The 12,754-nt window shown below is 75.1% G+C and carries 10 protein-coding genes; 9 read left to right on the forward strand and 1 reads right to left on the reverse strand.

The annotated features are described in order from the left end of the window. Window positions 1-120: 120 nt before the first annotated feature. The 5 genes from QP089_RS46155 to QP089_RS46175 all read left to right on the forward strand — a co-directional run bounded on the left by QP089_RS46155 (window position 121) and on the right by QP089_RS46175 (window position 5,334). Window positions 121-1,119, forward strand: a complete 999-nt coding sequence (locus QP089_RS46155; RefSeq protein WP_285920947.1) for a Gfo/Idh/MocA family protein — start codon at window positions 121-123, stop codon at window positions 1,117-1,119. Beyond that, on the forward strand, window positions 1,116-2,108 hold the full coding sequence (gene iolC, locus QP089_RS46160; protein WP_285920948.1) for a 5-dehydro-2-deoxygluconokinase: 993 nt from the start codon (window positions 1,116-1,118) through the stop codon (window positions 2,106-2,108). The genes QP089_RS46155 and iolC overlap by 4 nt, the downstream gene beginning before the upstream one ends. Further along, window positions 2,105-2,995: a Cgl0159 family (beta/alpha)8-fold protein gene (locus QP089_RS46165; protein ID WP_285920949.1), complete on the forward strand. Its 891-nt coding sequence runs from the start codon at window positions 2,105-2,107 to the stop codon at window positions 2,993-2,995. The genes iolC and QP089_RS46165 overlap by 4 nt, the downstream gene beginning before the upstream one ends. A 17-nt stretch (window positions 2,996-3,012) precedes the next feature. Then, window positions 3,013-3,867 (forward strand): 5-deoxy-glucuronate isomerase, encoded by an 855-nt coding sequence (gene iolB / locus QP089_RS46170; protein WP_353070811.1) that lies wholly within the window; start codon window positions 3,013-3,015, stop codon window positions 3,865-3,867. Between the two features lie 207 nt (window positions 3,868-4,074). Beyond that, a complete protein-coding gene (locus QP089_RS46175) occupies window positions 4,075-5,334 on the forward strand; it encodes a beta-ketoacyl-[acyl-carrier-protein] synthase family protein (protein WP_285920951.1) in 1,260 nt (419 codons plus the stop codon). A 24-nt stretch (window positions 5,335-5,358) separates the two neighbouring features. On the opposite strand, the gene pgfA is transcribed toward QP089_RS46175, so the two are convergent. Beyond that, complete coding sequence (gene pgfA / locus QP089_RS46180; RefSeq protein WP_285920952.1) at window positions 5,359-6,333, reverse strand: cell envelope lipid trafficking protein PgfA; 975 nt, start codon at window positions 6,331-6,333, stop codon at window positions 5,359-5,361. A 296-nt stretch (window positions 6,334-6,629) separates the two neighbouring features. Here pgfA and nirB point away from each other — a divergent pair, with 296 nt between their 5' ends. The 4 genes from nirB (at window position 6,630) to QP089_RS46200 (ending at window position 12,747) form a co-directional block, all read left to right on the forward strand. Then, window positions 6,630-9,134 (forward strand): nitrite reductase large subunit NirB, encoded by a 2,505-nt coding sequence (gene nirB, locus QP089_RS46185; protein WP_285920953.1) that lies wholly within the window; start codon window positions 6,630-6,632, stop codon window positions 9,132-9,134. Continuing rightward, the gene (locus QP089_RS46190; protein ID WP_285920954.1) at window positions 9,131-10,603 is read left to right on the forward strand and encodes an FAD-dependent oxidoreductase; all 1,473 of its coding nucleotides are present in this window, start codon (window positions 9,131-9,133) and stop codon (window positions 10,601-10,603) included. The genes nirB and QP089_RS46190 overlap by 4 nt, the downstream gene beginning before the upstream one ends. A gap of 85 nt (window positions 10,604-10,688) precedes the next feature. Next, the gene (locus QP089_RS46195; protein WP_285920955.1) at window positions 10,689-12,122 is read left to right on the forward strand and encodes an MFS transporter; all 1,434 of its coding nucleotides are present in this window, start codon (window positions 10,689-10,691) and stop codon (window positions 12,120-12,122) included. Between the two features lie 31 nt (window positions 12,123-12,153). Continuing rightward, window positions 12,154-12,747: a TetR/AcrR family transcriptional regulator gene (locus tag QP089_RS46200; RefSeq protein ID WP_285920956.1), complete on the forward strand. Its 594-nt coding sequence runs from the start codon at window positions 12,154-12,156 to the stop codon at window positions 12,745-12,747. Window positions 12,748-12,754 lie beyond the last annotated feature (7 nt).

Consider the following 12,754-nt stretch of genomic DNA (forward strand, 5'->3'; position numbering starts at 1 on the left):
GAGGCAGGATAGCCGACCCGCCGTCCGGAGATATTTAAGTCCTTATGTCAGGACATAGTGTTGACAGAGATTAGATCGTTCCATGAGACTCGGTCGCGGTTCACGGGTGGAAGGGGTGCGATGAGGATCGGGCTGGCTGGAGCGGGACGGATCGGGACCGCGCACGCGGAGACGCTGCGCGCGCAGCCCGGCGTCGCGGAGGTCGTCGTCGCCGACGCCGACCCGCGCCGGGCGCGGGAGGCGGCGGACAAGCTCGGCGTCCGCGCCGCCGCGGACGTCGGCGCGCTGTTCGGCGCCGGGCTGGACGCGCTGGTCGTCGCCGCGCCGACGGACGCGCACGCCGGCCTGGTGGTGCGCGCGGCGCGGGCCGGGCTGCCGGTGTTCGTGGAGAAGCCGGTGGCCTCCGACCTGGCCGGCACCGTCGAGGTGCTGGAGGCGGTGCGCGGCGCGGGCGTGCCGGTGCAGGTGGGCTTCCAGCGCCGCTTCGACGCCGGGCACGTCGCGGCGCGGGAGGCGGTGCGCTCGGGCCGGCTCGGCTGGGTGCACACCGTCCGCTCCTGCACGCTGGACCCGGCGCCGCCGCCGGAGGAGTACATCCCCGCCTCGGGCGGCCTGTTCCGCGACTGCTCGGTGCACGACTTCGACGCCGTCCGGTTCGTCACCGGCCGCGACGTGGTGGAGGTGACCGCGACCGGCGCCAACCGCGGCTCGGCGGCGTTCGCCGCGGCCGGCGACGTCGACACCGGCGCGGCGATGCTGACGCTCGACGACGGCACGCTCGCCGTGGTGTCGGCGAGCCGCTACAACGCGGGCGGCTACGACGTGCGGCTGGAGGTCCTCGGCTCGCTCGGCGGCGTCGCCGCCGGCCTGGACGACGGGACGCCGCTGTCCCCGGCGGGCGCGGGGCTCCAACCGGCCGGGCCGCCGCACACCGGGTTCCTGGAGCGGTTCGCCGGCGCCTACGCGGCCGAGCTGCGGGCGTTCGTCCGGATGGTGGCCGGCGGCACCGACAGCCCGTGCCCGCCCGAGGAGAGCCTGGAGGCGTTCTACGTGGCCGAGGCGTGCGAGATCTCCCGGCGCGAGCGTCGCGCCGTCACGATCGAGGAGGTGCGGCGATGACGACCGCAGCGAGCCGCGCGGCCCACGACCTCATCACCATGGGCCGCGTGAGCGTGGACGTCTACCCCCACCAGGTCGGCGTGCCGCTGGAGGACGTCGAGTCGTTCGGCAAGTACCTCGGCGGGAGCCCCACCAACGTGGCCGTTGCCGCCGCCCGCTATGGGCACCACACCGCCATCGTCACGCGGACGGGCGCCGACCCGTTCGGCCGGTTCGTCCACAAGGCGCTCCGGGGCTACGGCGTGGACGACCGGTTCGTCACCGACGTGCCGGGCCTGCCGACCCCGCTGGCGTTCTGCGAGATCTTCCCGCCGGACGACTTCCCGCTGTACTTCTACCGGTACCCGAAGGCGCCCGACATGGAGATCCGCGCCGACGAGCTGGACCTGGACGCGATCGCCGCCGCCCGGATCTTCTGGGCGACGGTCACCGGGCTGTCGCAGGAGCCCAGCCGCGAGGCGACGGTCGCCGCGCTGGCCGCGCACCCCGGCACGACCGTCCTGGACCTGGACTACCGGCCGATGTTCTGGGAGTCGCCGGACGCGGCTCGCACGCGCGTGCGAGAGGCGCTGGAGCACGCGACCGTCGCGGTCGGCAACCTCGAGGAGTGCGAGGTCGCCGTCGGCGAGCGCGAGCCCCGCGCCGCCGCCCGCGCGCTACTGGACCGGGGCGTCGAGGTGGCGATCGTCAAGCAGGGGCCCCGCGGCGTCCTGGCCGCCTCGGCGGACGGCGCCGTCCAGGTGCCGCCGACGCCGGTGGAGGTGGTCAACGGGCTCGGCGCCGGGGACGCGTTCGGCGGCGCGCTCTGCCACGGGCTGCTGAGCGGCTGGGACCTGGAACGGATGGTGCGGTTCGCGAACGCCGCCGGGGCGATCGTGGCGTCCCGGCTGTCGTGCGCGGACGCGATGCCCACCGCCGGCGAGGTCGAGCGGCTGCTCGCCGCGTCCGGCGGCCCCGCGGCGGGGGAGAGCAGGGAGGTCACCGCGTGAGCGCGGGAACGTTCGCCGAGCGCTACGCCGCCCTGGCCGGGACCAGGGCGGCGCATCCGGAGGCGGTGGCGCGGGCCGCGGCGCTGCGGGCGCGCCCGGCCGGGCCGCCCGGCGCGTCCGGGCCGCTGATGATCATCGCGGCCGACCATCCGGCGCGCGGCGCCCTCGGCGCCGGGGGCGACCCGCTGGCCATGGCCGACCGGCGGGACCTGCTGGAGCGGATGTGCGCCGCGCTGGAGCGGCCGGGGGTGAACGGCGTCCTCGGCACCCCCGACGTGCTGGAGGACCTGCTGCTGCTCGGCGCGCTGGACGGCAAGGTGGTGCTCGGGTCGATGAACCGGGGCGGCCTCGCCGGCGCATCGTTCGAGATCGACGACCGGTTCACCGCCTACACCGCCGCCGCGATCGCGGCGGCCGGGCTGGACGGCGGCAAGATGCTGCTGCGGGTCGACCCCGCCGACCCCGCCACCGCGCGGACGCTGGAGGCGTGCGGGCGCGCGGTGACCGAGCTGGCCGGGCATGGGCTGATGGCGATGGTCGAGCCGTTCATCTCGGCGCGCGGCGGCGACGGGCGCGTCCGCAACGTGCTGACGGCGGAGGCGATGATCCGCGCGGTCGCGGTCGCCTCCGGGCTCGGCGCCACGTCCGCGCACACGTGGCTGAAGGTCCCGGTGGTGCCGGAGATGGAGCGGGTCATGGCGGCCTCGACGCTGCCCGCGCTGCTGCTCGGCGGCGAGGTCTCCGCCGACCCGGACGCCGCGCTCGCCGGGTGGCGGGAGGCGCTGAAGCTGCCGACCGTCCGCGGCCTGGTGATCGGGCGGAGCCTGCTGTACCCGCCGGGCGGGGACGTCGCGGCGGCGGTCGACGCGGCGGTGGCGGTCCTGTGAACGCAGGCGACGAAGGGATGGACATGGGCATGGACATCGCTCCGGCGGACGCCGGATGGACCTACTCGGGGCTGCGCGTACTGGCGCTCGGCCCGGGGGAGGAGACGGCCGTCGAGACGGGGGACGCCGAGACGCTCGTGCTGCCGCTCGCCGGATCCTGCCGGGTCGCCGTCACCGTCCCCGGCGAGCCCGCGGTGACGTTCGACCTGGACGGGCGCGCCGACGTGTTCTCCCGGGTGACCGACTTCGCCTACGCGCCGCGCGACGCGACGGTGACCGTGTCGTCGCGCGACGGCGGCAGGTTCGCGCTGCCGTCGGCCCGCTGCGAGCGCCGGCTGCCTCCCCGCTACGGCCCGGCGGGCAAGGTGCCGGTCGAGCTGCGCGGCGCGGGGCGGGCGAGCCGCCAGGTCAACAACTTCTGCACCCCGGAGGCGTTCGAGGCCGACCGGCTGATCGCCTGCGAGGTGCTGACGCCCGGCGGGAACTGGTCGTCCTACCCGCCGCACAAGCACGACGAGCCCACGGCCACCGAGTCGGTGCTGGAGGAGATCTACTACTTCGAGGTCGCGGACGGCCCGGACGGCCGCCCCGGCATGGGGTACCAGCGGGTCTACGGCACCGCCGACCGGCCGATCGACGTGCTGGAGGAGGTCCGCACCGGCGACGTCGTGCTCATCCCGCACGGCTGGCACGGCCCGTCGATGGCGACGCCCGGCTACGACCTGTACTACCTGAACGTGATGGCGGGCCCCGGCGAGGAACGGGCGTGGCGGATCTGTGACGACCCGGCCCACGCCTGGGTACGCGGCACCTGGGAGGAACAGCCGATGGACCCGCGGCTGCCGATGACCTCGGCCGCCGGACGCGAGTGAGAACGGCGACGGCTCCAGCGCCCATTAACGCGACGGGAAAGAGGACAAGCGTCCCCTGAGCCGAACCGCGGTGAAGGTGTTTTCGCCGTTCTCGCATGGTGGTGACAAAAACGCCTGTGGGAAATGTGCGCGGTGGGGCAAGTGGCGGCGCGCGCCGTGCCAGTAGCTTCCGAATCCTTGCCTTCCCAGAAGACCGCGAGGTGACGGATGACCGCTGTGCGCCGGGCCGACGGAACTCCCCGGGTGGTGGTCACCGGGTTCGGCGTGAAGAGCCCGGCGGGCGGCACCCCGGACGAGGTCGTCGCCACCGTCTTCTCCGGGAAGTCGCAGGCCGTCCACGTCGCCGAACTGCTGGAGGCGGGGACGGCCGTGTCGTACGGATGCCCCGCGCAGCCGTTCGACGAGGAGCGCTATTTCACCCGTCCCGAGCGGCGCCGGCTGGACCGGATGACCCGGCTGGGCGTCGCCGCCGCCGACGACGCGCTCGCCGACGCGGGACTGCTCGGCGCGGAGCGGCCGCCGCCGGGCCGGCGCGGCGTGTTCGTCGGGACGGCCGCCGCGAACCTGGCGTCGGTGGTGGCGCTCGGCGGCCACGAGCACGCCGGGACCCTGCACCGGGTGCCGGTCCCCGCCGTCCCGATGATCATGCCGAACGCGACCGCCGCGAACATCTCCATCCGGCACGGCTGCGAGGGGCCGTGCCCGACCTACTCGACCGGCTGCGCCAGCGGCGCCACCGCGATCGGGGAGGCCGCCCTCGCGATCCGCGCCGGCCGGATCGACACGGCGGTGGCGGGCGGCGTCGACGCGATCCTCACGCCGTTCGTGATGGCGGCGTTCGCCCGCATCGGCACGCTCGCCCGCCGCGACGACGCGCCGCACACCGCGAGCCGCCCGTTCGACGCCGAGCGCGACGGGTTCGTCGTCGGGGAGGCCGCCGCGTTCCTGGTGCTGGAGCGCGCCGACCGCGCCGCCGCCCGCGGCGCCCGCGTGCACGGCGAGATCGCCGGGTACGCCGCCGCGAGCGACGCCGCGCACATCGTCGCGCCGCGCCCGGACGGCAGCGTCGCCGCCCGCTGCATGGCCGCGGCGCTCGCCGACGCGCACCTGGACCCGCGCGACATCGGGCACGTGTCCGCGCACGCCACCGGCACCCGCGGCAACGACGCCGCCGAGGCCCTCGCGATCGACCGCTGCTTCGGCGGCGGCGCGCCGCCGGTCACCGCGACCAAGGGCGTGACCGGGCACGTCCTCGGCGCCGGCGGCGCGCTGGAGGCCATCGTGGCGCTGCGCGGCGCCGCCGCCGGCCTCGTCCCGCCGACCGCGAACTTCGCCGGGCCGGACGGGGAGACCGGGCTGATCGACGTGGTGCACGGCGAGGCGCGCGCGGTCCCGGTGGCGCCGGTGCTGTCGAACTCGTTCGGGTTCGGCGGGCACGACGCCGCGCTCGTCCTCGCCCCGGTGTGAGCGGTCACGGGCCTGACGGGCGTGTCAGCGGGTCGTGGCGAGCGGCTTGCCGCGCTGCCGGTCGCGCGGCGGCCGGCGCCCGCCGGCGCGGCCGACGACGGCGCCCGCCGCCAGCAGCACGGCGCCGACGGCCGCGGCGCCGATCGGGACGGCGGTCTTCAGCAGGTTGATCTTCGCGGCGCCGTCCGAGGACTTGCCCTGCAGCGACTTCTGCGACTCCGGTGTCATCCGCAGGTCCATCTGCCCGACGACGAGGCGTCCCGGACCGGTCCGGGGCTGCAGGGTGGACAGCACCTTCTGCTCCTGGTCGATCGGCGCGCCGGTGCGCGGATCCACCCAGTAGGTCGCGTCCGCCTGGTAGTAGCGGTCGACCGCGACGGACGGGCTGTTCTTCCCCCGGCCGAGCAGCTCGCCGGGCACGTCGGGCAGCTGCTGGCCCGGGACCTTGGTGGCGGGGACGTGCTGGACGAACCGCCAGGCGAGGACGCCGTGCACGCGCTCGCTGCCGTCGAACACCGCGGGCCACGGACGGCGCGTCGCCGGGTCGTAGACCTGCTTGGCCTTCTTGGTGGCGTGCACGGGCCAGAACAGCCCGAGCCCGGACTGGCGCACGGAGGTCTCGCCCTGCACCGAGGCGCCGCAGCAGTTGGTGAGCCGCCCGGTGCGCCGGTCGAAGGCGACCCGCTGGTTCTGGATCTCGATCGTGGTGCCCCGCGCGACGTCCTGCACGACCGTCGAGGACTCCCACACGGCGATGTCGTCCTGCGAGGACGTCACGTCGCCGCGGACGGTGTTGGTGGCGACGACCGTGGCGCCGGTGACCTGCTGGAGGCGCGCGGCGTCGAAGTAGGTGGCGTTCTCGGCCCGCAGCCGGGTGACCTGGTACACGTCCGTCGGCGCGGCGATCAGCCGGGGGGCGACGTAGAAGCGGACCAGCACGGCGGTGAGGACCAGGAACGCGCCCAACCCTATGAGCACCATGCCGATGACGTTGCGCAATGCCGCCTCCTCGTCGTCGCCGACTCCCTCGCCCCGATCGCCGGACGCGGTGCCCGGTCCGCACATCGTCCGCCAAGAAGGCGACGAAATGAATGCGTGCGCTCGGGAAAGTGAAATTTTGTGCGGGCGCCCACCGCCGCCGGGCGGCGTTTGTGCCCCGGGACGGGCCGCGCGCCGAGCACGGCCGAGCGCGGGCCGCGCCCCCCGCCGAGCCCCCGGCGGGGTGTGAGCGCCAGTTAACGCGGGGGTGATGTCCGGGACCCATACGGGAAATAAGGCTTGCCGAGGATCAAGGCATGGAAGCTCGCAACGAACCGGACATGCACCTGGTCGTGGTCGGCCACGGACCGGCCTCGCACCGCCTGGTGGAGGCCCTGCGCGAGCGCGACGGCGCCGGGACGTGGACGGTCACCGTCATCGGCGAGGAGTCGCGCACCGCCTACGACCGCGTGGCGCTGACCACCCACCTGGAGGGCGCCGACCTGGCCTATCCGGCGCACGGCGGCGGGGTCTCGGTCATCACCGGCGAGCGGGTCACCGCGATCGACCGCGCCGCGCGCACCGTGGCCACCTCCGCCGGGCGGACCGTCGGCTACGACGCGCTGGTGCTCGCCACCGGCTCGGCGCCGTTCGTCCCGCCGGTCGAGGGCCGGGACCTGCCCGGCGTGTTCGTCTACCGCACGATCGACGACCTGGACGCGATCCGCGAGTACGCGCGCGACCGGGCGACCGGCGCGGTCGTCGGCGGCGGGCTGCTCGGCCTGGAGGCGGCCCGGGCGATCCAGGGACTCGGCCTGCGCAGCGGCGTGGTGGAGGTCGCGCCGTGGCTGATGCCGCGCCAGCTGGACGAGGGCGGCGGCGCGATGCTGCGCCGCCACATCGAGGCCCTCGGCATGGCGGTGCACGCGGGCACGCCGATGCAGCGGATCGAGGCGGGCGAGGACGGCGCCGCCGCGCGGATCGCGCTGGCCGACGGTTCGCGGATCGACGCCGAGGTCGTGGTGTTCTCCGCCGGGATCCGGCCGCGCGACGAGCTGGCCCGCGGCTGCGGGCTGCCGGTGGGGGAGCGCGGCGGCATCGTCGTGGACGCCTCCTGCCGCACCGAGGACCCGGCGATCTGGGCGATCGGCGAGTGCGCGCTCGTCGGCGGGACGGTGTACGGGCTGGTCGGGCCGTGCTTCTCGATGGCGGAGGTCGTCGCCGACCGGCTGCTGAACCCCGGGAGCTCCGCGGCATTCGAGGGCGCCGACATGTCGACGAAGCTGAAGCTGATGGGCGTGGACGTCGCCAGCTTCGGCGACCCGTTCGCCGGCCCGGACCAGGGCGCGCTCGGCGTCACCTACACCGACCCGGTCGCCGGGGTCTACAAGAAGCTCATCGTCAGCGACGACGCCAAGACGCTGCTCGGCGGCGTGCTGGTCGGCGACGCCGAGTCGTACGGGGCGCTGCGCGCCTACGTCGGCGGGAGCCTGCCCGGCGCCCCCGAACAGATGCTGTTCGGCGGCACGGAGGCGGCGGGCGGCGACCTGCCGGGCGCCACCGTCATCTGCTCCTGCAACAACGTCACCGCCGAGACGATCCGCGGCGCGATCGCGGCGGACTCCCTCACCGACGTGGCCGCGGTGAAGGGCTGCACGAAGGCCGGGACGAGCTGCGGCAGCTGCGTCCCGCTGGTGAAGCGGATCCTGGACGCCGAGCTGACCGCCGCCGGGATCGAGGTCAGCAAGGCGCTCTGCGAGCACTTCGACTACAGCCGCGCCGAGCTGTTCGACATCATCCGGGGCGGGCGGGTCACCAGCTTCACCCAGCTCGTCCAGGAGCACGGCCGGGGACGGGGCTGCGACATCTGCAAGCCCGCGGTCGCCTCCATCCTCGCCAGCCTCGGCAACGGGCACATCCTGGAGGGCGAGCAGGCCGCGCTGCAGGACACCAACGACCACTTCCTGGCCAACCTGCAGAAGAACGGCACCTACTCGGTGGTCCCGCGCGTCCCCGGCGGCGAGATCACTCCGGAGAAGCTGATCGTGATCGGCGAGGTGGCGCGCGACTTCGGCCTCTACACCAAGATCACCGGCGGGCAGCGCATCGACCTGTTCGGGGCCCGGGTCGAGCAGCTCCCGGAGATCTGGAAGCGGCTGGTCGACGCCGGGTTCGAGTCCGGGCACGCCTACGGCAAGGCGCTGCGCACGGTGAAGTCGTGCGTCGGCTCCACCTGGTGCCGCTACGGCGTGCAGGACTCGGTCGCGATGGCGATCCGGCTGGAGCTGCGGTACCGGGGCCTGCGCGCCCCGCACAAGCTGAAGTCGGCGGTGTCGGGCTGCGCCCGCGAGTGCGCGGAGGCGCAGAGCAAGGACTTCGGCGTCATCGCCACCGAGAACGGCTGGAACCTCTACCTGGCCGGGAACGGCGGCATGCGCCCCCGGCACGCCGACCTGTTCGCCTCCGACCTGTCCGACGAGGAGCTGGTCCGCACCATCGACCGGTTCCTGATGTTCTACATCCGCACCGCCGACCGGCTGCAGCGCACCGCGAGCTGGATGGAGGCGCTGGACGGCGGCGTCGACTACCTCCGCGAGGTCATCGTGGACGACCGGCTCGGCATCTGCGCCGAGCTCGACGCCGCCATGGAACGCCACGTCGCCGGCTACTCCGACGAGTGGCACGACACCCTCGCCGACCCCGACCGGCTCCGCCGGTTCGTCTCGTTCGTCAACGCGCCGCAGACCCCCGACCCGAGCATCGAGTTCGAGGTCGAGCGCGAGCAGATCAAGCCCGTGCTCCTGCCGCTGGAGGTCAAGTGAAACGCGAACGGATCGTCGTCGTCGGGAACGGGATGGCCGGGGCGCGCTTCGTCAGCGAGCTGCGCTCCCGTGACCCCGGCGTGCCCGTCACGGTGTTCGGCGCCGAGACGCAGCGCCCCTACAACCGGGTGCTGCTGTCCAACGTCCTCGCCGGGAAGACCAGGCCGGACCACATCAGCCTGGTCGACGCGGCCTGGTACGCCTCGCACGGGGTGGACGCGAGGCTCGGCGTCGAGGTCGTCCGCATCGACCGGGAGGCGCGCGCCGTGCACGCCTCCGACGGCACCGTCACCCGCTACGGCACGCTCGTGCTGGCGACCGGCAGCACCGCGTTCGTCCCGCCGATGCCCGGCCTGGAGGACGGGCTGCCCGGCGGCGCGCTGGTGTTCCGCACGCTGGACGACTGTCGGCGGATCTCCGAGCTGGCCGAGACCGCCAAGCGCGCGGTGGTGGTCGGCGGCGGGCTGCTCGGCATCGAGGCGGCGCGCGGGCTGATGGGCCGCGGGCTGGAGGTGACCGTCCTGCACCTGGCCGGGCACCTGATGGAGCGCCAGCTCGACCCGGCCGCCGGCCGGGTGCTGGCGCGGACCCTCGCGAGCCTCGGCATCGGCACCCGCGTGCAGGCCAACGTCGCGGGGCTGTGCCTCTCCGGCACCGGCGACGACCGGGTGGTCACCGGCGTCGAGCTGGCCCTGCCGGACGGCGGCCGCGAGGTGATCGACACCGACCTGGTCATCCTGTCGTGCGGGGTGCGGCCCGAGGTGTCGCTGGCCCGCGGCGCCGGGCTCGCGATCGGCCGGGCGATCGTCGTGGACGACGAGCTGCGCTCGGTCTCCGACCCGTCCGTCCGCGCGATCGGGGAGTGCTCCGAGCACCGCGACGAGGTGTACGGGCTGGTCGCGCCCGCGTGGGAGCAGGCGACCGTGCTGGCGGGGCTGCTGGCGGGCACCGACCCCGCCGCGCGCTTCACCGGCGCCCGGCAGATCACCCGGCTGAAGGCGGCCGGCATCGAGCTGGCGTCGATGGGGGAGACGCACTTCGGCGACGAGGACGACGGCGTGGAGGTCGTCCGGTTCACCGACGCGGCGCGCGGCACCTACAAGAAGGCGGTGATCCGGGACGGCCGGCTGATCGGCGCGATCCTGCTCGGCGAGACCTCCGCCGCCGGGGCGCTCACCCAGCTCTACGACCGGGCCTCGCCGCTGCCGTCCGAGCGGCTGGACCTGCTGTTCCCCGGGCTCGGCGGCGCGCCGGAGGCCGCCTCGCCGGTGCGGATGCCGGACGCGGCGACGGTCTGCAACTGCAACAACGTCAGCAAGGGCCAGATCCGCGCCTGCTGGCAGGACGGCGCGCGCACCGCCGACGAGGTCTCCCGGCGGACCCGCGCCGGCACCGGCTGCGGGAGCTGCCGCGGCGCGCTGGAGGGCATCGTGTCCTGGCTGGACGAGCAGGAGTCGGTGGACGCCTGAGGAAATAACCCGAACAAATCTGTTCAAGTTATTGGCCGAGCGGGCTACGCTAACCCGAACAATGATGTTCGAGTTAGGAGCCGTCGTGCACGACCACGCGACCGCGTCACCCCGCGCGCACCCGGGCCCGCCGCCCGCCGACCCCCGCCGGTGGCGGGCGCTCGCCCTGCTGTGCGCCGCCCAGTTCATGCTGATCATCGACATCACCGTGGTGAACGTGGCGCTGCCCTCCATCGCCGCGGACCTCTCGCTCGGCCGCGGCGGCCAGACCTGGGTCGTCACCGCCTACTCGCTGTGCTTCGGCGGCCTGCTGCTGCTCGGCGGCCGGCTCGCCGACGCGCTCGGCCGCAGGCGCGCCCTCCTGCTCGGGCTCGCGCTGTTCACCGCCGCGTCGCTGGTCTCCGGCCTCGCCGCCACTGGGGGAGTGCTCATCGCCGGGCGCGCGGCGCAGGGTATCGGCGCCGCGCTGCTGTCGCCGGCCGCGCTGTCGATCGTCACGACCACCTTCCACGGCCCCGAGCGCAACCGCGCCCTCGGCGTGTGGGCGGCCATCGGCGGCACCGGCGCGGCCGTGGGCGTGCTGGCCGGCGGACTGCTCACCAGCGGACCCGGCTGGGAATGGGTGTTCTTCGTCAACGTCCCGGTCGGCCTGGCCCTGCTGGCCCTGGTGCCGGCGACGGTCGCGTCCGTGCCGCCGGTGCGCGGGCCGCTCGACCCGGGCGGCGCGGTCACCGCCACCCTCGCCGCCGGGGCGCTCATCTACGGCCTGGTCAAGGCGGGCGAGGACGGCTGGGACGCGGCGTCGGCGCTCGTCCCGATCGGGGGCGCCGTCCTGCTCGCGGCCGGGTTCGTACTGGTCGAGCGGACCGTCCGGACGCCGCTGGTCCCGCTCGGGCTGCTGCGGCGCCGGACGGTCGCCTCCGGCAACGCGCTGATGGTGTCGGCGTCCGTGCTGCTGCTGTCGGGGTTCTTCCTCTGCTCGCAGTACCTGCAGAACCTGCTGCACTTCTCCGCGGTGAAGACGGGCCTCACGTTCCTGCCGGCCGCCGCCGCCACGATCACGGGCGCCCACCTCGCGTCCCACCTGGTCGGCCGGATCGGCGGACGGCCCGTCGCCGCGTCCGGGTTCGCGGTCGCGGCGGCCGGGGCGCTGCTGTTGGCCCAGGTCCCCTCCGGCGGGCACGCCTGGCCGGACGTGCTGCCCGGCTTCGTGCTGCTGTCGCTCGGCGTGGGCGCCGGATTCGTGTGCGCCACCACGACCGCGATGAACGGGATCGGCCACGACGAGGCGGGCCTGGCCTCCGGCGTCGTCAACACCGGCCACGAGATCGGCGGCGCCCTCGGCGTCGCGCTGGCGACCGCCCTCGCCGGCGCGAGCATCGGCGGCCACACGGCCGGCGGGTTCCAGACCGCGTTCACGGTGTTCGGCGTGATCGCCGCCGCCGCCGCGGTCCTCGCGCTCGCGCTCGTCCCGGCCGGGCGGCCCGAGCCCGGCGACGGCCCGGTCTTCGCGCACTGAACCGCCGCCCGGCGAGCCCTACCCTGGCCCCATGACCTCCGCGACCCGCCGCCGCGCCGACGCCGAGCGCAACATCGAGGCGATCCTCGACGCCGCGCTCGCCCGCCTCGGCCGCGACCCCTCGGCAAGCATGACCGAGATCGCCAAGGCCGCCGGGGTCGGGCGGGTCACCCTCTACGGGCACTTCCCGTCCCGGGAGGCGCTGGTGGACACCCTGTTCGACCGGTCGCTCGCCGACGCCGACGCCGTCCTCGGCGCCGTCGACGTCGACGCCGGGCGGGCGGACGAGGCCCTCGCGCGCCTCGTCCGCTCGTCCTGGCGGGTCCTGGACCGGCAGCGGACGGTCCTGGCGGTCGCGCTGCGGGTGCTCGGCCCCGAACGGGTCCGCGACCGGCACGCCGCCGTGTTCGCCCGCCTCGAGCGCCTGCTGCGGCGGGGCCGCGAGGAGGGCGTGTTCTCCGCCGCCGAACCGCCCGGCTGGCAGGCCACCGCGGTCTACTCGCTGATGCACGCCGCCGCGCTGGAGGTCGACGAGGGTCGGCTGGACGCCGCGCGGGCCGCGGAGACGCTCGTCCCGACGATCCTGGGCGCCCTGCGCGGCGGCGCGGCGGGGGCCGCCGGGTAGGCTCCGC

Source organism: Actinomadura opuntiae, from assembly GCF_030283205.1.
Classification (GTDB): domain Bacteria; phylum Actinomycetota; class Actinomycetes; order Streptosporangiales; family Streptosporangiaceae; genus Spirillospora.